A 26,241-nucleotide genomic window follows, 5' to 3' on the forward strand; every position below is an offset into this window, starting at 1 on the left:
GGGGTTTATGATTTTTTGTGAGTTTTTGTTCGCAATTGATGAAACATGGTGTAGTTTTCGCGCGCAAAGAGAAAGCCCCGCCGGCTTGTAGCTGGCGGGGCTTTCTTGTCTTTTCTCTCTTGGGGAAAGTTGAAAGACCTGTTCAGTGTAGGCGAGCCTGCCAGGTCGAAAAATCACAAATGATCGCGCGTGTCGCGGGGTGACCGGTCCGCATGGAAACACGCGGTCGCGCCTCTGCGCGACACGCGTATCCGGCACGCATATCCGGCACGCATATCCGGCACGCATATCCGGCACGCGTATCCAGCACGCATATCCAGCACGCATATCCAGCAACGCATATCCAGCAACGCATATCCAGCAACGCATATCCGACGCGCATGCCCGGCGCGCATGCCCGGCGTTTCAGCCCGGCATGGCGATGCCGACCGTGACGTCGCGCAGGACCAGCAGGGAGCCTTCGGAATAGATGTTGCGGATCAGCATCGGGGTGCCGCGGATGGCGGACAGTTTCTTGCGCACGCGGTAGAGCAGGGCATTGACCCGATGCTGGTCGTAGATGACTTCGGGATAGCCCAGCAACTGCGACATGCGCTTGTGGCTGACCGGGAATTTCGGGCTTTGGATCAGCGAGGCCAGCACGATGGACTCCTTGGCCGTCAGCGCGACCTGGTCGCCCTCGGTGGAACGTAGCTCGCGCGAAGCCACGTCCAGCGTCCAGCGCGGCTTGTCCGCCTGCGCCTGCGCGCCGGTGAGCAGGCGGCGTTCCAGCGCGGTCAGCGTGACGGCCAGCACGGGCAACTGCACCGGCTTGATCAGGTAGTGGTCGGCGCCATCGCTCATGCCCTGCAGCTGTGCGTGCATGCGCACGCTGCCGGTCAAGACGATGATGCCCATGGCGGGCAGGGCGCGGCGCAGCGCGGCGATGTGCCCGAGCATGTCGCCATCGGGCAGCGAAGCGCCGGTGACCAGGATCTCCGGCGGACTGCGCCGGATGTGGTCGAGCGCTTCGCGTTGGCCCGCGCATGTCCGCACCGCGTGACCGAGTTCGGCGATGTGCCGCGATACCGTGTCCGCCCAATCGGGCGGATCTTCAACGACTAGGATGCGCATACCCATGCCTGGCGTTGCCGGTCGCGTCCCGCCAAGGGGCCGCGACCCGGTTCGTCCAGCAATCCCCTTCGAAATCCAGACCTCCGAGATTCTAGGGGCGGCGGCTGGCGCGATGCGCGCCTGAAGTATTGGTATTGGTCTGATATTGGCGCGATCCGTGCGCCGGGCCCTCGACCGCGTCGGCCGCACTGCGGGAACTCATGCCCTGCGGCTGCGCATGCCCGCCACCACCTTCACGCCCGCGGCGGCGCTCAGTTTCCGGTAGGCCGGCGTTTCCACGCCGTAGGCGGCGATGCGGGCATCGGCGTCATGATGGATGCCCCAGCCGAATTGCTTGACCAGCGGCGAGGCGCGCAGGCAGGCCTGCGGGCGGGCGAAGAACGCTTCGCGCGCCTGCGCCCGGTCGCGCGGCGCGATGCCGTGCCGCAGGGCGTGGACCTCGAACAGCAGATCGTCGCTGGTGTAGTGGTAAGGCCGTTGCGTCAGCAGCGCGTGCTGCAGTTGCGCGATGGAGCCAGCCTTGGGCGGCACGGTTCCCGCAGTGGCCGTGCTGTCGGGCGAGGCGGTGATGAACGTCTGCGTGTAGTTAGTCGTCATGGCGGGTTCCCGTGTGCGAGCCGGCCGGTGTCTCGCGACGGCTCGGGGCGCGTCCGGCCTGTAATGGACCAGTGTACGCGCCCCGGCGGGCAGTAGTCGCTAATCCGCGTCAGGCTGCCGCGTCGGCAGCGGCTCGCCGGCGCCGGTGCGCTCCACGATCAGCCGGTAGTGGTGCGGGCTGCGGTGCTTGGCGAAATTGAACACGTGCTCGCGGAAGGTCTGGCCCATGGCCAGGTCGATATGGGCCGTGATGACCTCGTCTTCCTCGTAGGTCGAACGCGCCACGATCTCGCCGGAGGGGGCCACGATCATCGAGCTGCCGATCATGTGGTGTCCGTCTTCCGAGCCGCATTTGCCGGCCGCGCCGATCCAGACGGCGTTCTGGTAGGCGCTGGCCTGCAGCACAATCTCGTGCGTGCTGGTGCGCCAGTGCGCCGGCTCGTTCCAGTGGATGTTGAGCGAGGGCGTGTTATAGCCCAGCACGATCAGTTCGGCGCTCTGCAGCGACATCACGCGATAGGTCTCCGGCCAGCGACGATCGTTGCACAGGCACATGCCGACGTGGGTGCCTTCCATGTCCCACACGCCGAAACCCAGGTCGCCCACTTCGAAGAATTTTTTCTCCAGATGCTGGAAGGGCGCGTCGACCTTGTGGTCGTCGTGGCCGGGCAGGTGGATCTTGCGGTACTTGCCGATGACGCGCGCGGTCCGGTCGACCAGCACGGCCGTATTGAAGCGGCGGCCGTCCGGCGTGATCTCGGCGTAACCCAGATAGAAGCCGATGCCAAGGTCGCGCGCGGTGTCGAACAGCGGCTGGACGTCGGCGTTGGGCATGCTGCGCTCGAAGAAGCGCTCGACCGCCTCGGCTTCGCTCATCCAGTAGCGCGGGAAGAACGTGGTCAGCGCCAGTTCGGGAAAGACCACGAATTCGCTGCCGCGCGAGGCCGCCTCGCGCATCATGGCGACCAGCCGCTTGACCACGGCGGCCCGGTCGTCGGCCAGGTGCACCGGGCCCATCTGCGCGACCGCCAGGCCAAGCTTGCGGCGGGTGGAAGTTTTGCTCACAGGAAAGCTCCTCGTAGGGGGATCGAGGCCTCGCGTGCGGGCCTCTTGGAATCAAACCGCCTAGATTGCCCGCTGGCGGGCGATAGGGGAACCCAGGGACGATGCCTGTGGTGGCGCGTGCGCCGGATCTACATTGTTTCCCTAAGGGTCTGTTTTGAATGGAGATTTTTTTCCATGAGGCAGCCATGCGGGTTGCAGGCCATAACGATGGCGCATGAGTGATGCGCAAAGATTGATAGGCGCGGCGGCCTTCATGGATGCCGGCGCGTCGATACACCGTCCTGGAATCATGGGAACCGATAACGCAAGCCTGCCGACACCCCATTGCTGGCCACGCCGCCATGGCCGAATCGCACATTGCCGTTGACGAACCACGACATTGCGTCGCCCACGTCTGTGCCGGCGCCCAAGCCGACCCAACCCGCATGGCGGGGTAGCCCGATGCCTTCGACCCTGAAGCTGGCATCGGGGGCGCCAGCGAAGGCCGCCGTGAAGTCCAGCCGTGTCGGGTTGCCGTAGCGATAGGCCCCGTAGGCGCTGAAGGTGGTGAGTCCGCCGGCCCAGGCCAGGGGCGCGGCATGCAAGCGCAGGCCGAGCAGGGCGGCTGTCTGGTGATAGGAACGCCTGCTGGCCCGGAGAGCGAAGGGCTGGTCGCCTTCGTCGATCGGGCCGCGCCGCAGACGGTCATGTGACAGGCCCGCGAACGGCGCGATGCGGCCGCCGTCTTTGGCGAACACATGGCCGGCTTCGGCGTACAGCGAGGTCAGGCCATCGCCGCGGCCACTTTCCAGATGATCGGCGTTGCCGACCAGGACCTCGCGCCTGATGTCGGCGTGGATCCATTCATGACCAGCGCGCGCCGCCAGATAGGGCCCGTCGGCGGCGCCGATGCGTCCGTACAGCGACAGCCCCGTGCTCTGGCTCCTGGCGCGGCCGCCATGGCTGTCGAAGGCGGCCTTGGCGTCGGACCACGCCAGCGCCACCCCTAGTATCGCGTTGTCCGCGACGGCGTGGTCGAAGCCGGCCTGACCGCCGTACTGGCGTGTGTCGGCGCTGGCATAGCCGGACTGGCGCAACCGGCCGGTGCCGCCGGTCATGTGGACCCAGCCGCCGCTTGGCGTGTCAGCTGGCGACAAGCCGTCGATGCGGTCGGACAGGGCGCGATTGACGGTCTCGGATTGCTGGAATGCCAGCGCCTGCGACGAGGCGTGGATCTGCCCGCTGACGCTGTCGAGCGCGGCGGCCAGCGCCGGCGCGCTGCCGACGGCTTGCAGCCTGGCCGCGCCCGCGACGAACGCGTCGCTGACATTGGCGCCGGCGCCGAGCACTTTCGCGTCGGCGGCCTGGAAGGCGGTCTCGACCGCCCGCGCGGCGTCCAGCCGGGCGGTCTGGCCGGCGTACAGGCCGCGCGCCACGGCCGCCACGTTGCCGCGCGTGACGTTCAGGTCGACCTGGGTCGCCGAGTAGTCGGGGCTGACCGTGTACAGCAGGCCCGCGTCCGTCTCGACCGTGCCGAAGCGGCCGACCACCTGGCCGGCCTTGAGCACGGGTTCGCGCGACCTCACCACGTAGGCATCGTCGGGCTTGGTGACCACCAGCGTGGAATCGCCCAGCGCGGCGGTGCCGTCGACGGTCACGGCCGTGCCGAGCTGCGCCATCATGCGGGCCTCGGGCCGCGTGGCCGTGTAGTCGCCGCGAATGTGCAGGCCGTTGCCGTTGGCCAGCAGTGTGCCGCTGTTGGCCACGGAACGCCCCGCCACGCCGCCGTCGGCGATCAGCGCGCCATCGGCATGGATCACGATGTCGCTTGCCACGCTGCCGTACAGCTCCACCGTGCCGCTGGTGATTGTCGTGGCGCCGGCATAGTCGTTCCTGCCCCATAGCACCAGCGCCCCGGTGCCCCGCTTGTCGAGGCCGGCATCGCCTCCGATGTCATTGAAGAACGCCGAGCGCATGCCATCGAAGTCCGCCACGAAATCCCCGCCCAGCGTCAGGCGCGTGTCGAACAGGGCGGGGCCGCGCACCGCGCGATCCCTGTTCAAGCGGCCCCAGCCGAATCGGCTCCGGTCGCCCATGTCGTCAGCCGTCGACAGCAGGGTCTGGCGCAGGGCGCTGTTGTCCATCCAGGGATAGGCCTGTGATACCAATGCCGCCGCGGCGGTCACCACGGGAGCGCTGAACGATGTCCCCCTAAGCGTGTCATCGTCCGGCGATCGCGCACTGAGGCACCAGTTCGCGGCGATGCCGCAAGCGTTGGACCAGGTAGCGAGATCGCCGTTGGCCAGGAGTTGGGTCACGGTCAGCCAGCCACGTTCCAGCGCGGGCTCCAGTGAGGGGGCGCCGGCGAGTAGATAGGGATCGGTCCTGGCTTCGTTGCCGTTGGCCCAGATCAGCAGTTGGCCGTTGTCGTTCACCGCTTCGCGCAGGACCGGGAAGAAGCCCTGGACGGTCGATGAATCGGGCTGGGTTTCATCGCCGTCGGGCAAGGCGTAATCGGGGCCAGGGGCGAAGGACCAGGAATTGTTGACGATCTTGACCCCCCGTGCGTCCAAGGCCGACAGCAGCTCGCGCAGGGTCTGGTTCGAGAAGTCGGTGGCCTGGTTTGCCTGATACAGGTTGATGCCCGTGGCCGCGCCCTTGGCAAAGGGGTCGTCGGCCACGATCCGGCCGCCGACGATGCGGCTGACGATGGCGCCATGGGTGGCGATATCGCCGTCCTCGTTGGTGGCTTCGGCGTCTTCGGGAGCGATCACCTCGCGCAGCACGTCCCGGACCGCCAGCTTGTGGTGGTCCGTGGTCGGATCGGCTTCGAAGCCATTGTCGATCACTCCGATGTTCACGCCGGCGCCATCGAAGGCCGCCGCGACGGGCGGGGTCGGCGCGGGCGAGGTCGGTCGCCAGCCGGGAACGCCCGTGTCGCCGACGGGCTCGATGGCGGCGCCGGGATCGGCGGGCGGCGCGGGATCGGCGGGCGGCGAGGGATCGGCGGGCGGCGAGGGATCGGCAGGCGGTACGGAATCGGCAGGCGGTACGGAATCGGCAGGCGGCGCGGAATCGGCGGGCGGCGCGGAATCAGCAGGTTGCGTGGAATCGGCCGGCTGCGGAGGATCGGCCGGCTGCGAGGGCTCGGCGGGCAGCACAAGATCGGCAGGCGGCTCTGGATCGGCTGGCCGCGCAGTATCGGAAGGCGGCGCGGGGTCCCCAGGCCGCGCACTATCGGCAGGCGCAGTGGAATCGGCCGGCACAACAGGGTCCGCAGGCTCGACCGGAACCACGGCTGGTCCGCTGCCCCCTGGGGCAGCCCCGGCACCGGGAGGCGCCATGCCGCCCCGGTCGTCCTTGCCGCTGGCTCCACCGCTGTTCCCCAGGGCCGGCAGGACTGCCCCTGCATTGCCACCGCCGCCGCTTCCTCCGGCACACGCGGCCAGGATGGCCAGCGTCAGGATCGGCAGGGCGCGTCCGAATGCGATCGGCACGGATCGGCGTTGGCGCACGAGGCAATCTCCGTATTGGTGGGGGCTCCCGGCCCCGAGCACAGCGCGCCGGCGCGAGATGAGGGGCGGCCATGCCCGGTTTGATCGATGCCGAATGTTGGGTGTCGTGCATTAACCGGGCATTAGCGGATGCCTGGCGGGCGGCGTGCGGGCATGTTGTCGGACCGCCGGACAGCCGTGCGCCAGCCGTGACGAGTAGGTGGCTTATTACTGAAATTTATGAGGGGCTTAAGCCGTTGCTTGAACCAGCAGGGGGAACAGTCGGAAAAATCGTTCGTTCCTAGGGTTATCCCTAATCTTCATGCCGTCCTACCATGCCCGTCCGGATCAATCAGGCCCCGGGACAACAATAGGCGCCATCGCGCCATCCGGCCGGGGCCATATAGGAAGCAAGCATGTCTCGGTTATTTTCTGGTATGCGTATCCGCGCCCGCCTGTCGGGCGCGTTCTTGATGGTGGCGTTGCTGGGCGGGGCTGTCGGCGCCTTTGGCGTCTGGGGCCTGGCCCATATCAACGACATGAATACCGAGCTCTATGAGGTCGAGTTGCGCGGGTTGTCTGAAATGAAGGACGCCAACCTGCAACTGGTGTACGCCGGCCGCGCCCGCAACAGCTATCTGGCGGCGTCCACCGAGCGCGAGCGCGAAGCCATCCGCCAGCAGTTCGACGCGGCGGTGCGGGCCATGGATATCCTGCGCGAGCGCGCCAACACCTATTACCGCACGGCCGAGGGCCGCCGGCTGCTGGCATTGTTCAAGCAGATGGAAGATACCTGGAAGCGCGACGCCGAGGCCTTCTTCGCCGCCGCCAGTGCGTTGCCCCTGATGCAGAAGGATCCCCGCGCCGTCGAGATCGAGAAGAACGTGATCGCGTCCTCCGAGCTGCTGGATGGCCTCATGGCCAAACTGGCCCGCAACAAGGAGACCGCCATGGCGCAATCGGTGCGGGAAGGCACGGAACTGTATGCGCGCATGCGCGCCATCATGGTCGCGCTGTCGATCGCTGGCGTGGCGCTTGGCGTGCTGTTGGGTTGGTTGATGACGCGTGGCATCGTCGGCCCGCTGGGGCAGGCGGTGAACGCCGCGCGCCAGGTGGCCGACGGCGACCTGACCGGCGACATCCGTGCCGCCACGCGTGACGAGACCGGCGACCTGATGGTCGCGCTCAAGGGCATGAACGACGGCCTGGCGCGTATCGTGCGCGATGTGCGTGATGGCTGCGAAGGCATCGCCGCGGCGTCTTCCGAAATCGCGCAGGGCAACGCCGACCTGTCGCAACGCACCGAGGCGCAGGCCGCTTCGCTGGAGCAGACCGCGGCCTCCATGGAGCAGCTCACCAGCACGGTGCAGCAGAACGCCAACCACGCCCGCGAGGCGGAACTGCTGGTCACCCGCGCCTCCAGCGTGGCCACGCGCGGCGGCGAAGAAGTCGATGGGGTAGTGCGGACCATGGACGCCATCGCTGACAGTTCGCGCCGCATCGCCGACATCACCAATGTCATAGACAGCATCGCTTTCCAGACCAACATCCTGGCGCTGAATGCCGCCGTCGAGGCGGCGCGCGCCGGCGAGCAAGGGCGCGGTTTCGCCGTGGTGGCCGGCGAGGTGCGTACGCTGGCGCAACGTTCCGCGGTCGCGGCCAAGGAGATCAACGCGTTGATCAACGAATCCGTCAGCCGCGTCGAGGACGGCTCGCGCCAGGCCGACGCGGCCGGCCGCACCATGCGCGAAGTGGTCGATAGCGTGCACCGCACGGTCACGCTGGTGCGTGAGATCGCCGGCGCGTCGGCCGAGCAGTCCACCGGCATCGGCCAGGTAAACCAGGCCGTGGCGCAGATGGACGACGTTACCCAGCAGAACGCCGCGCTGGTGGAGCAGGCTGCCGCCGCGGCCGCAAGCATGCGCGAGCAGGCCGGCCGGCTGGCCCAGCAGGTGCGGCGCTTCAAGCTCGGCACGCAGGCGGTGCTGGAGCCGGTGGCACTGCGTGCCTGACGCTGGCGGGCTCGCCTATGACGCCGCGGGCGGCGCCGCGCGGCACACTGCCCGCGCATCCTCATAAGGCCGATCCGGATCCGGCTTGTCGCTAGGCTGGAAATCCAGGAAACACTTGCCGCCGTCCTTCAACGCAACCTGCAGCGGCGCCGCATAGGCGTCGTCCAGGAAGATCTGGCCGTGCCGGCCGACCAGCGTGACCAGGTTGCCGCGACCGTCCATCACCGCCAGGCGTTCGGCCAGAGGCTGCCGGTCGGCTTCGGACACCGCCGACAACAGATAACGCTGCACCTGCCGCAGGTTGAAGTCCACCACCTGAACCGCGCCGCGCGCCGGTTTCACCGACTGGACGCCGTTGGGCAGGTTGGCGTTGCGCGGCAGGCTGGCGGTGTTGATCTCGACCGAACTCTCGCTATAGGCCGGCAGCCCCGGGATCACGGCGTGGCCCCATGCATCGGTCCACGCCGGGCCCGCTGGGGTCTGGATCTGCACCCCAGCCAGATCGCCGACCTCGGCGATGCCGAACGTGTCGCCGACTTCGTATGGCGAGAACGCGACCGCGCCGCCGGCCGCCACCACCGACCCCTGGACGCCCCAGTTCGTCGACAGGCTGCCCTGTGCATCCCGGTTGGCCGACAGGTTGACGCGGGCATAGCGCGGCAGCGCGTCGATGGCGATGGACGAGTTCACGGCGCGGCCCGGATTGGCCATGCTCGAACTCAGGTTGTAGCTGAGCTGCGGATTGACGGTTTCCGAATAGCTGGCGCCGACCGCGCTGCTATCGCCCGCCTTGCTGACATAGACGCCGGCGCTGGCGCTGCCCAGCGGAAAGCTGAGCGTCAGGAAGTACTGGTTGTCCGAGCGCGCCCGGGTGTCGGCGCTGAGGTCCTTCGCCGCCGACAGCGTCACCGACGTGCGCCCGAAGCTGCGGTTCCATGACAACGTGGCGCGTTGGCGGGTGGCATCCAGCCCGCTCAGGCGGCTCGCGGCATAGGTGGCGGACAGCGCGCCCAGCGTGGGCTGGAACCAGGAGACGCCGGCGGTGTAGGTCTGGCTCGCGCGGGCCCCGGCGCGCGGGTCCTCCACGCGTTGCAGCACTTGCGCCAGGTCTCGGTACCCCTCGGTCTGCCAGGTCGCCGAGAAATTGGTGGACAGTCTATCCATGGGGGACACCGACAGGGTCGATGTGATCTGCTGGCCCTGGAGCTTTTGTCCGGTCGCCGTCGCGCTGGAGGCGCGGATGCCGATCGAGCCATTGATGGCTTCGCTGGGCGAGGCGGTGAGGGTGGCGGCCAGGGCGCGGTAGGAAGGGGACACCAATGCGCCGGCATTCAGGCTGGCGCGGCGCCCGAGCGTCCAGCCGTTGCTGGCGGTGGCGACCAGGGGCGTCTCGCTATCGCTGTTGCGGTAGGCCTGGTAGCGGCCAATGGCGACCGAAAGCCCCTGTGCCGTGGCGTTGCGCACCGCGCCGAACGATGCCGCCGGCACGATGAATTGCTGTCGCTCGCCGCTCGTGGAAATCACCTGCACGTCCAGATCGGAATTGCCACTGATGATGGGCACGTCGCTGATGGTGTAGGCGCCGGCCGGCACCTGCGTCATCAGGATCAGTGTGCCCATCTGCCGCACTTCGATCCGGCTCGGGCCGCTGGCGATGCCGTTGAAGCCGACGCCCGACGCCTGCGTCTGTCGCAACGCATATTCGGGAAACAGCTGCGCGCCGCGCAGCGTGCCGACCGCGAACAGCGAGCCGGCGGGCGAGATCTGGCCGGCCTGGAAGGTGGCGCGCAGGCTCGGCACGGCGTGCTGCGCATACGTGTCGCCCTGGGTGAACGTGGCGCGGCCGCCCTGTGAGTAATAGTCCTGGCGGCTGCGCAGGATCCAGTCGGCGACGTTCAGGCCCGTTTCGCTATAGGCGCGCAGGTACTGATAACCGGAATCGCCGCCGCCGCTGCGCGAGCCGCTCAGGTTGTAATTGATCAACGCGGCGGTGCCTCCTGAGACATACTGGCCCTGGACTGCCTCTTCGGCGGGGGCGCGGGCCGACAGCGGCGTGACGATGTCGACCTGCGACTGGTTCGGCAACTGGGTGATGTCGGTTTCGGGATAGGCCTTGCGATAATCCTGGCAGCTTTCCTCGGACGTGCCGTCCGGCACCTTCAGGCCGACGCGTCGCAGCAGCTCGGGCGTGAAGCACAGAGTGCCTTCTTCATTGAAGCGCACGTCCATCGTGCCCTGGTCGACGCCGTTGACTCTCAGGCGCACGCGGCTGGTGCCAGGCAGGAAACGCGCCGTTTTGCTGAAGTAGGCGGCCGCTTCGGGGGAAATGCCCAAGCGTTGCAGGGTCTGGGGATCGAATTGTTGCGCGAACGCGGCGGCCGGGAGCGCCATGCAGATACAGGCGGTCAGGCCCGCCACCGCGTTCTTGAGCCGATTCATCTTGAAGGTGTCGATTTGCAGGCGTTCGACAACGGGATGCCATAGCTGCCCGCGGCATAGCCGTAGACCGTGGCGGGCCAGATCGTCACGGTGCCGCTGGCGGCCGCGTGCTTGCCGGCCAGCGGCAGCTCGAAGCGCTCTCCAGGCAGCAGGTAGGTCTTGGGCAGAGGCAGGTTGACATTGGCGCTTTCCAGCCGCGCCTGCTGCGCCAGCCGTACCACATAGCCGCTGTCATTGCACAGGCGCAACTTGTCGCCATCCACGCTGCTGGTCAGGCGCGTCCACGGGTCCTTCAGTTTTTCCAGCGCGCGCGGCTGGATGATCATCGGGATATTCTGGCGAAAGGTGGTCTGCACCTGGTTGTCGGCGCCCCGCGCGAACGGGATGCCTTCGAACGCCACGCGCTTGAGGCGTTGCGTGGCCAGCGGGCCCTTCTTGGTCAGCATGAAGCGCACCAGTTGCGATTGGCCCGCTTCCAGTCGCGCCATGGGCGGGGTGGCCACCACCAATTCCTCGGTATCCTCGGCGGTATTCTCGATGGTGGTGTAAAGCAATACCGGCGCGGCGTCGGTGTTCTGCACGGTCATGGTGCCCTCGCCGGTGGCTTCATCGACGATGAGCACCGAGCTTTCCGGCACGACGCCGGCGGCGCCGGCGGGGCTGGCCAGCAGGGCGCAGGCCAGGGGAACGCAAGTCAGGAAGGATTTCATATCAGCAATCAAAAGACGTGTTGACGCCGGCCGGTCGCGGCCTGCGGGAAAGGGCCATCGGAAGAGGGCCTACGGGAAAACGGCCGACAGGCTTATCGAGCCGTCGAGCTGGACCTCGCGGCCCAGGTACAACGTGGATGTCGGCGCGATGGCCGTTTCGATCCGCACGCCTGCCGTCAGGGTGCGGCCGCTGGCCGGGCGGCGTTGCGCGCCGCTCGCCCAGGCGATCAGGTCGGCGGCGCTGATGACCGTGTCGGACTCCAGCTCGCGCCACGTCGCGCCGCCATCGGACGAGACGATCAGGCGCGCCGGCGCGCCGTCGAGGGTGGCGGCGTCGCGCCGCCAGCGCAGCGCGAACGCGCCCAGGGGCTTGCCGGATGCCAGGCCGATGCCGTGGCCGGTCTCGCCCGCCAGGCCGAGCCTGCCGCCCGCCGCGCTGCTGACCGAGCCGTCGACAGCGGATTGACGCAGCGCGAGTGTCGCCGGCTGCTCACAGCTCACCGTGACGCTGCGTTGCTGCGCGGGCAATGGCGCGGCTTCGGCGGCGCGCAACAGGCTGCGCTTGATCTTGCCGTAGTCCACCGTGGCCCCGCCGCCCAATTGGATGCGGCAGCTATTGGCCTGCGGCGCGGGTGGCGCGGCAAGGCTCGCCGCGCTGAGCAGGGCGCCCAGCAGGGCGCTAAGGGAATGCAGGTAAGGCTTCATGATCAGCCGGAACTCCCGGCGCGAGGCGGCCGCGGCCGCTAGAGATAGACGAGCGTTATGACCGCGCCGCCAGTGAAGGGAACCTCGGTCGCCACGCCCAGCTGGGCGCTACGATCCAGGGCCACCTGGATGCGCACGGTGCCCACGAATTCACGGCCGTAGGCCGGCTCGCGCGGCCCGGGTATGCTCCAGGTTTCAAGGCTGCCGTCGTCGTGGAAGAAATTGCCGACGGAGGGGTCCCAGGACTTGCCGCCGTCGCCGCTATAGATCGACTGCGTGTCCTGCTGGTCCACCTTGAAGCCGGGCACCAGTTGCAGCGCCCAGGAGCCGATGCTGCGTCCCGAGTCATTGCGCAGCCCGTACTGGCGGCTGGGCGACCAACTCTTGCCCCGCCCGCCGAAGAACACCATGTCCTCCTTGAACGCCACCAGGCCGGGATTGCTGTCGCTGATGGTCAGCGCCACCTTGGTCCGCGATTCGCAAGAGATGCGCAGCTCCCGGTCGATGATCGGCAATTGCGTGTAGGTGTCCTTGTTCAGGTCCTTGAGCTTCACCTTGCCGTAGTTGAAGGTGCCTTGCTCGGCAATCTGGAAGGTACACGCGCTGGGCTTGATCGAACCCTGCACGGCAACGTTCAGCGCAGTGCTCTGCGCCAGGGCGGCCATGGGCGTGGCCGCGGCGGCGCAGGCCAGGAGATATCGGAGTTTCATCGTGTTTTGGCCATCAGCCTGCCGGGGCGGCGAGCGCACCGGCAGGCGAGTGGATCACAGGTAGCTGAGCGTGATGGTGGTCTCGCCGCGGAACGTCAGATCGGTGTTGATCGTCAGTTCGGACTTCGGCTGGATGACGGCGCCGATCACGATGTCGCCGTTGAACAGCGAAGCCGAAACCGGAACGGTGGGCGTGGCGGGGTCCACGAAGGTCACATACGTCGTGCCATCCGACTTCAGTTGCGCGGCGTTGGCGGCGGTGTCCGCGGCATTGGCCCATGCGGCCCGGTCGCTGCTGGTCACCACCAGCGCCTTGGCTTGCTTCCCATTGGCCGCCGCGGTGGTGTATTGGAAGTTGCGGAACTGGAACACGTAACGGCCGATGCGGGTGGTCGAGGTGGCCGCATCGACCAGGTCATAGATGTAGCCCTTCTTGGCTTCCGCCTGGATGCCGGTGGCCTTGTGCTCGAGGGCGGCGTCGGACGGCGTGGGCGCTTTGACCGTGCCGGCGACGGACAATGCGACCGCGGCGTCGCCGCCATCGCACTTGATCGACAGCGGTTGGACGATAGGCGCCAACGGCGTCTCCGCCTTGTCCTTGAGCGAAGCCGGATTGATCTTCTTCATGTCGAAGGCGATCGCGCCGGAAGTCGGGGTGCAGCTGCCCGGGCTGATGACGCCGCCGACGGCGACGTTCAGCGCCGACGGCGCGGAGGCCGCGGCCGGGGCACTCTGTGCCGATGCCGCCGCGCCGCCGGCGCATGCCAGCACCGCGAACAGGATCTTGCGGGTGTGGGAGTGTTTCATTGTGGCTCTCGGTATATCGAAGCGTGCGTCACGCCTGACGCGTGGATCAGAGGTAATTCAGCGTGATGGTCGCGCCGCCTTCGAACTTGAGGTCGCCGGTCAGCTTCAGGTCCTTCTTGGCCAGGATGAGCGGGGCCAGCATCAGCTCGCCTTCGAAGGTGCTGGCCAGCACCGGCGTGGTATTGGCCTTGGGGTCGGCGAACGAGATGTAATTGCTACCGTCCTTCTTGAGCTGCGCCGTGTCCCAGCCGTTCGGGCTGGAGGTGTTGTTGCTCCACGAGTTCTTGTCGTCGCTCTTGATGATCTCGGCCTTGGTGGCGACGGCGCCCGTGCCGCCGCCCGTGTACACGAAATTGCGGAACTGCATGGCGTAGACGCCGACGCGGCTGTTGCCGTCCGCGGGGTTGACCAGGTCATACAGCGAGGCTTCGTAGGTCGACGTGCCGGCCGGGTGGTTCTCCATGTTGGTGCCGTATGCCTTCGAGGCCTTGGTGTAGCCCGTCACGTTCAGCGCGATCGCGGTGTCGGCGGTGCAGGTGATCTTGACCTTGTTGGTGATGCCGCTGAGCATCGAGACCTTGTCGTTGTTCAACGACTTCGGGTTGATGCTTTTCATGTCGAAGGTCAGGTCGCCGGAACTCGGCGTGCAACTGCCCGGGGCAATCGTGCCGGTGACGCTGATCTTGAAGCTGGGCGCGGCGGCGGGCGCGGTCTGGGCCAGGGCGCCGGTGCTGGCGGCGCAGGCCACGAGGGCGGCGAAAAGCTTGCTGGTGTGGTGTTTCATATCTGTCTGAAAGCCAAAATGGGGTACGGGTCGAAGGTCGTGTCCGCCTGCGCTGGCCGTCGTATCCAGGCGCGTTCGTCACGGAATCTAAGGTAGCAACCCGATACCGCAGTGCACTATCAGACAGTTCTGGTAATCCCTTGAAACCGCGTCGCGAGGGGCTAATTTCCCGGGCGCGGCGCCTGCATGATGCGCGTCAGCCACGCCTCGCGCATCGCGGCAACATGCTGCGGCGTGAATCCGGCCCAGTCCACCGGAATCAGCTTGGCCGCCGTGCCCGTGGACAACAGAGGAATGCGCGCGCGGGCCGCCTCGCCGATTCTGGCCTTGCGGTTAGACGGCGCGTAATACATCGCTTCCGAGAAAGCCTGTTGCGCCTGTGGCCCCAGCGAATAATTGATGAAGGCCTGGGCGGCCTGGGCATTGGGGCGGTCGGCGACACGCGCGATGAGGATCGGCACCGCGATCGTGCCTTCCGCGGGCACGGTGGATGCATAGCCCGGCTGTGAATCCAGCTGGCTCTGGCTGCGCGAGTTCCACCCAACGGCCAGCAGCATCTGGTTCTGTCCCACCAGCCAGTACTGGTTGGGGCGGGGGTTCCACGTCCCCACGTTGGGGCGGAGTTTTTCGAGATAGGCGAGGCCGGCATCGAAGTTGCCGCCGCCATCGGGCGCGCCAGCCAGGCGGTTGGCCAGCATCGTCATGGCGATCATGCTGCCGTTGACGGCCGGGTTGGTGGCGATGGCGACCTTGCCGGCATACTTCGGATCCCACAGTTCCCGCCAGCTCTTGGGCGGTTGGGTAAAGGCCGACTTGGCATACACCAGCGTCATCGAGTCGTACATGGCCGGCAGCGCCCAGAAGCCCAGCTCCCGGCCCAACGCGCCGAGGTCGGCAACATTGGGCACCAGCTTTGGATCCATCGGCTCGATCAACTTCTCGCGCTGCGCCAGGCGCGCGTTCGGCGGGTCCAGGATCACCACGTCGATCTGCGGCGAAAGGCGCTGCGACCGCAGAACCGACAGGGCGTTGCGCGAATCGCGCACCGCGTAGTAGCTCACCTGGATGTTGGGATATTGGGCTTCGAACGGGCGAATGACGGTCCGCTGGTACTTATCGTCGAACGCGTCCACGCCGTAGGCCATGACGGTCAGCCGGACTGGCGTGCTGGCGCGGGCCGTGGCCAGCGGCAGGGAGGCGGCCGTTGCCGCCAGGGCAAGGCCGAGGAACGCGCGGCGGGGCAAATCACAAGACATGCTAAAGCTCCATCGTGATGATGCGGGCGCATCCGGTGCGAATGACCGTCAGCGCCCGACGACAGCATTGCCGCGTCATTTGAAGAGGTCGTGATTGACGCCGAACATGACCAGTTCGTGGTCGGTCTCCACTTCAAGTTTGCGCATGGCCGCGATCTTGTGCGTGCTGGTCGTCTTGACGCTGCGATTCATGATGCGCGCGATCTCGCCCACCGATGTGCCTGCCAGGAAATGCCGCAGTACCTCCAGCTCCTTGGGCGACAGGCGCGCAATGCGCGCCGCCGCGTCCTGGGCCTCGCCGCGCAGCCCATTGCCGGACACGGGTTGCGGCCCGCTGCGGTACACCTGGTGGCGCTCCAGCGCGCCCAGCGCGGTAAGAATCTCCGTCAGGTCCCGGCTTTTGAACACCACGCCGCTGACGCCTTCTTCGTACAGGCTGGCGACGATCACTGGCGAGGTGATCATCGTATGGATCAGGATGCGCACCGCCGGAAAGTTGCGACGCAGGTACTGCACCAACGCCAGGCCGTCGCCATAGCCGTCGTCGGAAGGCATGTTGTAGTCCGTCACGATGACGTCCGGCGCAAGCTCGCGGGTCTTGCGGATCAGCTCGGCGGCGTTGGTCGCTTCGCCCACGATCTGATAATGGGGCGCGCGTTCCAGGACATTGCGCACGCCCAGGATCACCACCTGGTGATCATCGGCCAGCAGGATTCGTGTCATTGTTTATCGCTCCTTGTGTGACGCGCGCGGCCAACTGGCCGCCGGTCTGGTCCGGCTCGGGAGGGTCATAGCTCCTTGAACTTTTCGGTCAGCTGCGCCAGTGTGCTCCGGACGGCGTTTTCCAGTACTGGCGTCAGGCCTTCCGCGGCGATCTTCTGTTCCAGCACGCCACAGAAGCGCGCCGTCTCGTCCGCATTGACCACCACCAGCGAGCCGCGCATGCGGTGCAGCGTGGATACGGCGGCGGCCGGGTTGCGGGCGGCCAGCGCCTCCCGCATCGACGCCATGTCCTCGCGCATGGTGGTATTGAAGGCCGCCCGCAACTGCGTTTCGTAGAACTCCTTGGACTTTTCGCGTTCCAGGCTGGCCTGGGGGGGCACGGTGAACTTGGCGCTGATGATGCGCGCGCAGGCGGTGCTGAGCGCATCGTGCAATGTGCGCAGGTCCACCGGCTTGACGATCCAGGCATTCAGGCCGGCCGCCAGGCCCGCCTCCCGCTGCGCCTGCAGCGCATTGGCGGTCAGGCCGATGATCGGCGCATTGGTGCTGCGCGCGCGCAGGGCGCGCACCAGCTCGTAACCGTTCATCAGCGGCATGTTCATGTCCGTGATCAGCACATCGAATTCGTCGGCGTTCCAGCGCGCCAGGGTTTCGACGCCGTCAACGCACAGCGTGACTTCGCAGCCCAATTCCTCCAGCTGCCGCACCAGCAGGGTACGGTTGACGGGGTTGTCCTCGGCCACCAGCACCCGCAGGCCAAGGCGGCGCAGGCCGGCGTCAGGCCGGTATTCCGCCGCGGCCCGGGTGTCGGTGTCGGTGTCGTCGGCGTCGTCGGCATCGGCATCGGCGTCGTCGGAAGCAAGCGAGCGGCCGTGTTGCGCCATGGCGACCGCTTCGACGATGCTGTGGCGCATATGGCTGGTTACGTGGATTTCCGACAGACTCCATTGTGGCTTGTCCGGACCGTCCGGGATGCAGGACACGCGCGCGCCATTCCATTCGATCGGCGGCAGCCGCTCCGGCAGCAGTTCCACCAGGATGCCATCGCGCTTGGCGGGCAGGGCGCCGCCCTGGATGGCCCGGGCGCTGGCGCCGGCCAGGGCCAGCCAGGCGCAAGTGTCCTGCGCCAGGTCGGCCATTGGCGCGCGCACCCACACGGGCGGGGCGGGGGCTATCTCGACGCCGGCCAGGCGCGTCGCATCGGCGTCGATGCGCAAGGGCAGGCGGAAGATGAAGGTGCTGCCGCGCCCCGGGCTGCTGTCCAGCGTGATGCTGCCTTGCATCAGTTCGCACAGGCTGTGGCAGATATACAGCCCCAATCCGGTGCCGGGCGCGGCATGCCCCGTGCCGTAGGCCTGGTAGAAGGGTTGGAACAGCATGGGTTGCTGGTCCGCCGCAATGCCCAGCCCCGTATCGGCGATGCGCCATTCCAGCATGGCCTGGCCTTCGCCCTGGTCCGCCACCGTCAGGTCGACGCGGACCCAGCCGGCTTCGGTGAACTTGATGGCGTTGCTGATGAGATTGTTCAGCACCTGGCGGATGCGCAGGGCATCGCCATGGGCCGATACCGGCACGTCGGTGGCGATGGTCGCGAAGAACTGCAGGCCCTTGGCATCCGCGGTGGCGGCGTAGGCCTGCAGGGTCTCTTCGGTCAGCGCCGCCGGATCCAGCCGATTGTCCTTGAGCGTCATCTGGCGCGACTCGATCTTGGACACGTCCAGAATATCGTTGATCACATTGAGCAGGCCGGCCGATGAACTCTGAATGGTGCGCAGGTAGGCGCGCTGCAGATTGGTCAGTTGTGTCAGGCCCAGCAGCTCGACCGTGCCCAGCGTGCCATACAGCGGCGTGCGGATCTCATGACTCATGGTGGCCAGGAACACGGTCTTGCCGGCGTTGGCGTCATCGGCGGCGCGCTTGGCCTGTGCCAGCGCTTCCTGAACCCGCTTGTGGTCGCTGATGTCGCTGAAGGTGGCCAGGATCACCTCGTCGCCCTGATACGTCACCCGCGACGCGCTGACGCTGAGATGGCGGCCGTTGATCTGGACGTCCTCGGCGTCGCCCGCGCCGGCCGCGTCGTGGGCGGCCAGCGTCAGCCGCCGGATGGTGTCGGCGTCGCCCAGCCAGGCGTCGGCCAGCTGATTCTTGGCGACGATCTGGTGATCGGACAAGCGCAGGGCGCACACCGCCACGCGCGCGGCGTCGATCACCGCGCGGTTGAAGGATTCGCTTTCCACGACCCGCTGGTGGCTGGCCTGGGCCGGCCGCACGATCAGGTTGCGATGGCGCCGGTACAGCGCCAGGCTGCCGCCCACGCACAGCAGGATCAACAGGCCGAAAGAGGCCAATTGCCATCCTGCTGCCTGGAAAAACTGCTGGTAGGGCACCAGGTAGGTGCCGTGCCAGCCGTCCTCGCACCAGGTCTGGATGTAGACGCCATCCAGGGCGAAACGCACGTCGCTCTGGATGGCTTCCAGGGCGCCATGCTCCTGGGACGGCGCGTGCGGGGGAGTCAAGCCCGGCGCGATGGCGAGATGCTGGAAGTAGACCCTGCCGTAGTCGGAGTCCTGGGCCAGCACATCGCGCATTTCGGTGAATGTCGCGAGCACCAGTTGGCGCTTTGGCGTCTCCGGTATCCACAGGGCGTCCGGCAGTTCGATCGGCGCATAGACGACATAGCCGATACGGCCCTCGCCGGCGCCCGGCAGATTCACCTCCAGCCATTGCGCGCCGTCCGGGCTGGGACGCGGCGTCTGCGTGTAGAGCAGTTCACGGATGCGGTTCGCCGACAGCGGACAGCGCCACCAGCGGTGCACATCGTCGGTCATGGAATCTTCGGAGCAGGGCACGGAAATGCTGGTCACGCTGTTCAGGTCCAGCAGGAACGCCTGCATGCCTGGCTGCTGCCAGGCGTTGCGATAGGTGCCGAACAGCGACGAGAGCGCGGCGGCGGCGGTCTGCAGTCGGCGACTGTGGTCGCCGCCCGCCGGCGTCTGGGCGCGGCCGACCTTGATGATGTACGGCATCGCCAGGCTCCCGCGCTGGCCTTCGTAGGTATTGGTAATGTCGTCGCTGTCGATCAGTTCGAACGAAGCCGGGCTGCCGGAGGGCACCGCCAGCCCGAGCCGCGTGGCGTCGTTGTGCGTGGCGCGCGCCAGGAACGATTCCTGGCCATGCAGGTTCAGCGCCAGCTGGCGGAAATGGGCTCGGGCGTCGTTGCTGGCCAGGCTGACCAGGCTGGTTACTACCCAGTAGCACAGTATCACCATGACGATGGCCAGGCTCAGCGTCACGATGAACAGCGCCTGCACCCGCAGCGATACGCGCGCCAGGTCGCCGATGGAAGCAATGCGGCTGTGTCGGGGCATCTTGCGTGTCACGGCGCAAGCGCCGGATTCCGCTTCAGGAACGCCAGCAGCAATTCCGGCGTCAAAGCGCGCGAGATCAGGAATCCCTGCGCGGTATCGCACTGCATTTTCTTGAGCAGCGCGAGTTGTTCCCAGGTCTCGACGCCTTCGGCCACCACATTGAGCGAGAGCCGCCGCCCCAGCGATACGATGCTCTCGACCGCGGCCTGCGCGCCATCGTCGGCCACGCAGCGGCTGATCAACGAGCGGTCGATCTTCAGTTCGGTGAAGGGGGTGGACACCAGGTTGAACACCGAGCTGTAGCCCTGGCCCGAATCGTCCTGGGCCAGGCCGAACCCCTTCATGCGCAGGCGGCACGCGCCGGCATAATAATCGCTTATCGCATCCGTGGTCGTACCCTCGGTCAGTTCAAAGCAGATGTCCTGCGGGTTGCCGCCCAGGCGCATGACGTGGTCGTAGAGGCGATCCGGCAGGGCCGCGTCCTGCAGCAGGTGCGTAGGCAGGTTCACGGACACCTCCACCCGGAAGTCGTGCTGCTGCCAGGCGTGCTGCGCCGCGATAGTCTGCGCGAGCATCGACAATAGCAGGTCGTCTTCCAGCTCGTCCAGTATCAGCGCGGGCAGGAATTGGCCTGGCAGCAACACACTGCCATCGGGCCGCACCCATCGCACCAGCGCCTCGGCGGCGGTGACCGAACCGTCGGCGATGCGCATCTTGGGCTGGAACCAGGCCCGGACCTCGCCGGAGCGCAATGCATGTTGCAGCGCGGCACGGTCGAACGATTGCCCCGATACCAACGATTCGGCCTTCAGGCGTGAGGCGGCCTTCAGCTTGGCGACCAGCGCGATGATGGCCTGCGGCTGCGCAGGCTTGGACAGTTGGTCGATAACGCGCATGCCCAGCGTCTTGGCCACCAGGCTGGCGCCCGCGATCAGGCGCTTGGGGGACGAACTGATTACCGCCAGCAGGGGGGGCGCCTCGTAGGCGGACAGGCGCTGGATCAGTTGCACGCCATCCAGCTCGGGCATGAGCAGGTCGCTCAGCACCAGATCGTAGCGCTGCTGTTCCAGCAGGCGCAGGGCATGACAGCCGTTCTCGGCGGTTTCGACGTGCGCGACGCCGGCCTGGAGAAACAGGCTTCTCAGGTATTCGCGCTGCAATAGCTGGTCATCGACGATCAAGACGCGATAGGACAGCATGGTTGATTCTCCAAGGCTCGCGGTTTTCCGCCACGCGCGCGGCCGGGCGCGGCGCCAGGGCGGCCGGCGTCGGCGGCAGGCAATCCGCCATTAGAGAAGTCCAGCCGTGGGTTGGGTATCAGACGTTTCCGAATCTCGATCGGCACGTGCGGCGTTCTGGCGCGTGCCCGCTTTTAGGAACTGTCTGATTCATTGGCATGCCGGCGCTTTCTAGAATGCAACGCCCTGTTCATCCATTCCGTGCCGTGCCCCATTTCTCCTTTCTGCATCATCTGCACATACATGCGCAATACATCGATCGCGCGGCGCGGCTCGCGGACAACCTGCGCGAGTCGATCGCCTCCCTCAGCCTGTATGCCGATACCCAGGCCAGCCTGTATGCGCGCAGCGGCGCGCCGGGCCGGCACTATCTGCTGGTGGAGGGGCGTTCGTTGTGGCTGCAGCGGTTTTTCGCGGTACCGCATTGTCCGCAATTGTCGGGCGTCATTGCCATCGTGACCGACCGGCCCGGTTCGGCCGAGCGCAGCAAATTGTTGTTGGCGGACGCCGACATGTGCCTGCCCGGTTCGGCGCTACCCCGCGAAATCGTGGCGGCGCTGTCGGCGCTGGCAAGGATGGAGCAACGCTTGGCCATCGCGGCCAACAGGGCGGACGGATGATGGGGGGGGGTTGGCCTGACGCGCGTGCCGTGGCTCGCGCGAGGAAATCCATGCGTCGATTAGGTCCTGTCCTGGCCCGCCTGTTTTCCCGAGCGCTTCGCCACTGGCGCGATGTTTTCCTCGCGCTGCTGGCCGCCATGACGGCGGCCGGCTCTTGTTGGCTTTATTTGCAGGATTCCCGAGGCGCCGCGCGAGCCGGACTGGTTGTGGGCGGAACGTTGGTCGGCATGCTGGCCATCGTCGCCTGGTTCGGCAGGCGATGAAAAGCGCCGTGCGCGAGTCGTGCGTGTGACGGGGCGCGGGGGTGTTTCTCGGGCGCCAACTTCCCGATTCAGGCACACCAGTTCATCAGCGGCCGCCTTGCCGCCGTGGGCCGGTAGCACGCCCGCGCTCGCGCTGGGCGAGCGCGGGCGTGCTGGCCAGCGCGACTGGCGCCGCGTTTCAAGGTGGATGCGGCCGTGGCGCCGGCGCTCCCGCCGCGCCTAGAAGTAAGTCAGCGAGTAAGTGGCGCTGGCCGAGATTGAACCGGTGCCGGAGGCAGCAGGCCCCGGCCCGCCGACCACGGACAGCCGGGCGAAATAGCGCAACACGTTGCTGCCATCTCGCAATTGCACCGCATTGGCCGCGGTGGGGGCGGCGCCGATGACGACTGGCGACAGATTGTCGCTGTCCAATAGTTGGACGGCGACGGAGGTGGCGGTGCCCGCGTTGGTGATTTTGCCCAGGGTCGCGTTGGTGATGGCGCCGAGAAACTGCACGCCGACCTTTGACAGCCTGCCCGCCGGATTGGCGTTGGCGCCTGTATCCTGCGCGAATTCGCAGCCGGTCAGATGAATTTCAATCGGAACCGAGTCGGAGAACTTGCCTGGCGCGTTCAGCATGTTTTTTGAGACCTGGCCCAGGTCGATGGTCATATCGTTGTCGCCGGTCGATATGGAGCAAGGTGCCTCGGTGACGGAGCCTGAAAAGGTGATGGTGCCCTGGCCCATGTCACCGGCTGCAATGCCCGCGGCAGGGAGGGAAAGAAGGCCGATGGCGACGGCGAGGATTGTTTTCTTGATCATCGGATGGGTTCCTTTAGGTTGATTGGGGGAGTTGGCCTCTGGAAGAAGGTAGAGATTCATGAACAAAAGGGAGGATCTATCTCAGGGCTGAAAGGCGTGCATGCTTCGCCCGATTCCATGGTGCAATTCTCCTTATGAAGGGTTTTTGATGGTCCGCTTTTGTGCGGACAAGCGATAACGGTCGCGCGGGTCCGCCGCATGCCTTATTCATTTACCCGCTCCTCGAACACGCATTTGCCCGCCGCGCAGCGATATCGGCTCATGCGCAGGCCGCCATAGTCATCCACATTGCCCAGCATCATCTGGCTGGCGCTCGCGGGCAGTTGCAACTTCAGCGTCTGCTCGGCGAATGGCGCCAGCATGATGGGCGTTCCAAAGCCGGGCAGGGGCTGCTTGCGGTCCTGGCCTATCCAGATCACCGTGGTGTAGTAGGGGGAAGGATTCTTCAGTGTCAGCTGCTGGCCGCCGGCCTGTATCTGCAGGTTCTTTTCCGGTTCCGCCTCGCCTCGCTCGGCCAGCTTGGCCGGGCGCAGGAAGAGCTTCAGCCGGCTTTGCGTGGTCAGCTGCAGGATGTTGGCGTCGGTCTTGGGCGGCTCCGGCGGAATCTCGCGCACGTTGAAATAGAACAGGGTCTCGCGGTCTTGCGGCAGACTCGCGGCCAGGCCGTCGTTGGCGCGCATGATGCGCACCTGGGCCTTCTTGCCGCCATCGATCCGTTGCAGCGGCGGCAGCGCCACCAGGTCGTTGACCGTCTGGCCGTCGGCGTCCTCGACCCAGGTTTGCGCCAGATAAGGCGTGTCCTGGCTTTCGTTGCTCAGGACGACCGATACCGATTTCTGGCTGCCGCCCATGATGATGCGGGTGCGGTCGACGTTGATGGCCCCCTGGGCGCAAAGCCCCCACGCGAGGGCGGCGCCCAGCAGCAGGCCCCGCAGATATCTGTGTTTCATGTGTGCTCCTTGCAGGAAATGGAGGCGCCTCGAAGGGTGTTTCATTGGCAGGGCAGGGGCCGCGGCCCCTGGTCGATGGCCGCCGTGGCCGGCAGCGACAGGCGGCATTCGGCGGTGCCGGCCCAGGTCACGGTCAGCGCCTCGCGGTCGTCGGGTTCCACGTTCAGGTACACCAGCCCGTCGTCGGCCACCATGCCCGCCGTCTTGCCGCTACGGGCGGACAGCACCAGCGCGCCCAGGGGCGGATGGCCGCCGCCGGCCAGTTCGACGCGGCCCAGCACCTGCTCGCCATGGCTGGCGCTGACCCGGGTGTAGCCAATGGCGCCCTCGGTCAGCACCTGATTGATCATCGCATCGGCCACGTCCACCCCTTCCGGCAGGGCGTTGACGTCCACCGCCAGGTTGCTTTCGCGGTAGCTCGAAATGCCGTTGACGACGGCGATGCCGAAGCGGTTGGTGACGCCGTTGCCGTTTTCGATCGGCACGCCGGCGATGCCGTCGGTGTCTATCATCATGCGCGGCTCGTTGCCCGCCGCGGGTGGGCCGAAGGCCGCGCCCTCGGCGGTCGCGGTCAGCGAGCCGTACCAATTCAGGCCGACACTGCGATACTGGCCCGGCTGCAGGGTGAAGTCGCCGGCGGCGCGGCCATAGGACGTGCGGCTCTGGATATTGCCGCTCAGGCTCTGGTGGCGCGAGTCATCGCCGCGGTCGTCGCTGGCGCTCAGGTTCCAGGTGGTGTCGGGACTGCTGAAGTCGGTGTAGCCCACGTTCTGCTGCATGCGGCCGCCGCCGCCGTTCTGATAGCCGTAGCTCAGATGGCGGGTGTCGCCTAGCGGGATGCTGATGCTGGCGTAGATCTGGTTCTGAACCGGTCCATAAAAGCCCTGGGTGCGCGCCAGGGACAGCGACAGGTTGACATTGCGCAACGGCCCGAAGTTGGCGTTCTTGTTGAACGACAGCATGTAGTGGTTGTTGCCCGCCGTGTCATTCCAGTAGTTGAGCCGGCTCAGCGACAGGGAAACGCTCAGTTCCAGGGGCCGGATGTATTGGCTGTAGGAAACGGTGTAGCTTTGCTTTTCGTCGCGGAAATCTCCGCCATGCGCGGCCGAGCGAACGATGAATTCACGCATCGACAGGAAGTGCCGCCCCGAGAAGCGGTAGCCCATGAAGGCCAGCGTGCTGCCCAGGTCATCGAAGCTCTTGGCGTAGTTGATGCGGTAGCTGTAGCCCGCGCGCCGCGGTTCCGACGAATACGGCAAGCGCGCATCCGAGCGCGTGACATCGGCGGAAACCGCGCCCCATTTGCCCATGTTCTGCCCCGCGCCCAGCGCCAGCGCCCGGTAGTTGTCGGCGGTGAGGATCAGGCCGCCATACAGGGAGGTGTTATTGAACGCGCCCCAGGTGGCTTCGCCCGTCACGAAGCGCGGATCGGCCACGTGGTTGCCGCTGGGGCCGCCCAACAGCGGGCGGCCCAGCGACAGCTGGTAGCGCAGGTTGCCCTTGCGCGTCATGAACGGCACGCTGGCGGTGCTGACCTGCCAGCTGCGCTTGCTGCCGTCGCTTTCTTGCAGCGTCACGTCCAGGTTGCCGCTGATGTTCTGGCTCAGCGCCGGCAGCACGAACGGGCCGGGCGACACCCGGGTCTGGTACAGCAGGCGGCCGTTCTGGCTGACCGTCACTTCGGCGTTGCTGCTGGCGATGCCGGTGATCTGCGGCGCGTATCCCTGCAGCGATGGCGGCAGCATGCGATCGTCGCTGGCCAGCGTCACGCCGGCGAAGCGGAACGGATCGAAAATGGCGGATGACAGGTAGCTCTGGCCCAGCGTCAGCTTGGAGTGCCATTGCGGCAGCGCGCGGAACAGGTAGGTCTGCGGCAGGGCGAAGCGCGTTTGCGACTGGCCGCCGCTGTCGTAGCGGCTGTACTGGTAGTCGCCGCGCAGGCGCCACGCGCCCAGGTTCAGGCCTGCGGTGCCGTACAACGTATAGCTCGCCGAGGTCGAGCCCTGGCGCGGCATGTAGCGGTTGGCCAGCAGGTTGTAGTCCAGGATCACGCCGTTCACGCCATCGCTCCAGCGCGCGGGCGGAATCCAGTCGGGGTCCTGGTATTGCAGCCAGGCCTGCGGCACCGTCAAGGTCAGGCTCTGGCGTTCGGCGCTGTAGACGGCCCGGCTGTCGGCGGTGTTCAGCTCGATGCAGGGGCCGTCCTGGGCGCCGTCGACCGTGGCCAGGCGCGCGCGGATGTCATCCCTCAGGTTCAGCATGTCGACCATTTCAGGCGTGACACAGAACACCGTGCCGTCGCCGATCACCGGCACGGCCCGGACCAGGGTCTGGCTCTGGATCAGCCGCCGATCCAGGTAGATGTCGAGCAGGTAGCTGCCGGGAGCGACATAACCATCGCGGCTGAAGGTCGAAAGATCGATGTTGCTCTTGTCTTTGATATTGAGAAAGCCAACGCTGAATTCCGTTGCCTGTGCCGCGCACGCAAAAGTACTGATCGCCACGAAGGATGCCAAACGGGCCATGGTCATGATGTCTGCTGCCGAATCGCCGGCCTGAAGGGGTGCCGGACTGTCTCGGCGTCGATACGGCGGCGCTGCGCGGCCG

20 protein-coding genes are annotated in these 26,241 nt (G+C 66.7%); 3 read left to right on the forward strand and 17 right to left on the reverse strand.

What is annotated here, in order from left to right; genetic code table 11:
• Positions 1 to 405: 405 nt before the first annotated feature.
• From AruCF_RS07545 to AruCF_RS07560, 4 genes are all read right to left on the reverse strand, one after another.
• Positions 406 to 1,113: a response regulator transcription factor gene (locus AruCF_RS07545; protein ID WP_049072845.1), complete on the reverse strand. Its 708-nt coding sequence runs from the start codon at positions 1,111 to 1,113 to the stop codon at positions 406 to 408.
• 198 nt (positions 1,114 to 1,311) lie between these two features.
• A complete protein-coding gene (locus AruCF_RS07550) occupies positions 1,312 to 1,710 on the reverse strand; it encodes a DUF6157 family protein (RefSeq protein WP_049072846.1) in 399 nt (132 codons plus the stop codon).
• A 99-nt stretch (positions 1,711 to 1,809) separates the two neighbouring features.
• A complete protein-coding gene (locus AruCF_RS07555) occupies positions 1,810 to 2,727 on the reverse strand; it encodes an N-carbamoyl-D-amino-acid hydrolase (RefSeq protein WP_049077633.1) in 918 nt (305 codons plus the stop codon).
• Positions 2,728 to 3,062: 335 nt separating this feature from the next.
• The gene (locus AruCF_RS07560) at positions 3,063 to 5,915 is read right to left on the reverse strand and encodes an autotransporter domain-containing protein (protein WP_302476741.1); all 2,853 of its coding nucleotides are present in this window, start codon (positions 5,913 to 5,915) and stop codon (positions 3,063 to 3,065) included.
• A 770-nt stretch (positions 5,916 to 6,685) separates the two neighbouring features.
• On the opposite strand from AruCF_RS07560, the gene AruCF_RS07565 reads away from it, so the two are divergent.
• Complete coding sequence (locus AruCF_RS07565) at positions 6,686 to 8,260, forward strand: methyl-accepting chemotaxis protein (RefSeq protein WP_372363418.1); 1,575 nt, start codon at positions 6,686 to 6,688, stop codon at positions 8,258 to 8,260.
• 15 nt (positions 8,261 to 8,275) lie between these two features.
• Here the strand turns inward: AruCF_RS07565 and AruCF_RS07570 are convergent, their stop codons facing one another.
• The 10 genes from AruCF_RS07570 to AruCF_RS07615 all read right to left on the reverse strand — a co-directional run bounded on the left by AruCF_RS07570 (position 8,276) and on the right by AruCF_RS07615 (position 20,961).
• Complete coding sequence (locus AruCF_RS07570) at positions 8,276 to 10,699, reverse strand: fimbria/pilus outer membrane usher protein (protein ID WP_049072848.1); 2,424 nt, start codon at positions 10,697 to 10,699, stop codon at positions 8,276 to 8,278.
• Entirely contained in the window at positions 10,696 to 11,409 is a 714-nt protein-coding gene (locus AruCF_RS07575) for a fimbria/pilus chaperone family protein (protein ID WP_049072849.1), read from the reverse strand. The genes AruCF_RS07570 and AruCF_RS07575 overlap by 4 nt, the downstream gene beginning before the upstream one ends.
• 69 nt (positions 11,410 to 11,478) lie before the next feature.
• Positions 11,479 to 12,114, reverse strand: a complete 636-nt coding sequence (locus tag AruCF_RS07580) for a DUF1120 domain-containing protein (RefSeq protein ID WP_049072850.1) — start codon at positions 12,112 to 12,114, stop codon at positions 11,479 to 11,481.
• A 38-nt stretch (positions 12,115 to 12,152) separates the two neighbouring features.
• Positions 12,153 to 12,824, reverse strand: a complete 672-nt coding sequence (locus tag AruCF_RS07585) for a DUF1120 domain-containing protein (protein WP_049072851.1) — start codon at positions 12,822 to 12,824, stop codon at positions 12,153 to 12,155.
• A 54-nt stretch (positions 12,825 to 12,878) separates the two neighbouring features.
• Positions 12,879 to 13,631 (reverse strand): hypothetical protein, encoded by a 753-nt coding sequence (locus AruCF_RS07590; RefSeq protein WP_049072852.1) that lies wholly within the window; start codon positions 13,629 to 13,631, stop codon positions 12,879 to 12,881.
• Positions 13,632 to 13,677: 46 nt separating this feature from the next.
• Positions 13,678 to 14,415 (reverse strand): DUF1120 domain-containing protein, encoded by a 738-nt coding sequence (locus AruCF_RS07595; RefSeq protein ID WP_049072853.1) that lies wholly within the window; start codon positions 14,413 to 14,415, stop codon positions 13,678 to 13,680.
• A 161-nt stretch (positions 14,416 to 14,576) separates the two neighbouring features.
• Entirely contained in the window at positions 14,577 to 15,671 is a 1,095-nt protein-coding gene (locus AruCF_RS07600) for an extracellular solute-binding protein (protein ID WP_080977369.1), read from the reverse strand.
• A 75-nt stretch (positions 15,672 to 15,746) separates the two neighbouring features.
• Positions 15,747 to 16,394, reverse strand: coding sequence for a response regulator (locus AruCF_RS07605; protein WP_049072855.1), 648 nt, complete (start codon positions 16,392 to 16,394; stop codon positions 15,747 to 15,749).
• Positions 16,395 to 16,459: 65 nt separating this feature from the next.
• On the reverse strand, positions 16,460 to 19,762 hold the full coding sequence (locus AruCF_RS07610) for an ATP-binding protein (RefSeq protein ID WP_049072856.1): 3,303 nt from the start codon (positions 19,760 to 19,762) through the stop codon (positions 16,460 to 16,462).
• 8 nt (positions 19,763 to 19,770) lie between these two features.
• Positions 19,771 to 20,961: an EAL domain-containing response regulator gene (locus tag AruCF_RS07615; protein ID WP_049072857.1), complete on the reverse strand. Its 1,191-nt coding sequence runs from the start codon at positions 20,959 to 20,961 to the stop codon at positions 19,771 to 19,773.
• Positions 20,962 to 21,158: 197 nt separating this feature from the next.
• Here AruCF_RS07615 and AruCF_RS07620 point away from each other — a divergent pair, with 197 nt between their 5' ends.
• Positions 21,159 to 21,620, forward strand: a complete 462-nt coding sequence (locus AruCF_RS07620; RefSeq protein ID WP_144419108.1) for a hypothetical protein — start codon at positions 21,159 to 21,161, stop codon at positions 21,618 to 21,620.
• A gap of 50 nt (positions 21,621 to 21,670) precedes the next feature.
• Entirely contained in the window at positions 21,671 to 21,883 is a 213-nt protein-coding gene (locus AruCF_RS29085; RefSeq protein ID WP_144419109.1) for a hypothetical protein, read from the forward strand.
• Between the two features lie 219 nt (positions 21,884 to 22,102).
• Here the strand turns inward: AruCF_RS29085 and AruCF_RS07625 are convergent, their stop codons facing one another.
• The 3 genes from AruCF_RS07625 to AruCF_RS07635 form a co-directional block, all read right to left on the reverse strand.
• Positions 22,103 to 22,684 (reverse strand): fimbrial protein, encoded by a 582-nt coding sequence (locus AruCF_RS07625; RefSeq protein ID WP_049072859.1) that lies wholly within the window; start codon positions 22,682 to 22,684, stop codon positions 22,103 to 22,105.
• 203 nt (positions 22,685 to 22,887) lie between these two features.
• Positions 22,888 to 23,634 carry a fimbria/pilus periplasmic chaperone gene (locus AruCF_RS07630; protein ID WP_049072860.1) on the reverse strand — a complete coding sequence of 249 codons (747 nt, stop codon included), beginning with the start codon at positions 23,632 to 23,634 and terminating at the stop codon, positions 22,888 to 22,890.
• Positions 23,635 to 23,675: 41 nt separating this feature from the next.
• Positions 23,676 to 26,165, reverse strand: coding sequence for a fimbria/pilus outer membrane usher protein (locus tag AruCF_RS07635; RefSeq protein ID WP_049072861.1), 2,490 nt, complete (start codon positions 26,163 to 26,165; stop codon positions 23,676 to 23,678).
• Between the last annotated feature and the right edge of the window lie 76 nt (positions 26,166 to 26,241).

The sequence above is a fragment of the Achromobacter ruhlandii genome (assembly GCF_002082135.1).
Taxonomy (GTDB): domain Bacteria; phylum Pseudomonadota; class Gammaproteobacteria; order Burkholderiales; family Burkholderiaceae_B; genus Achromobacter; species Achromobacter ruhlandii.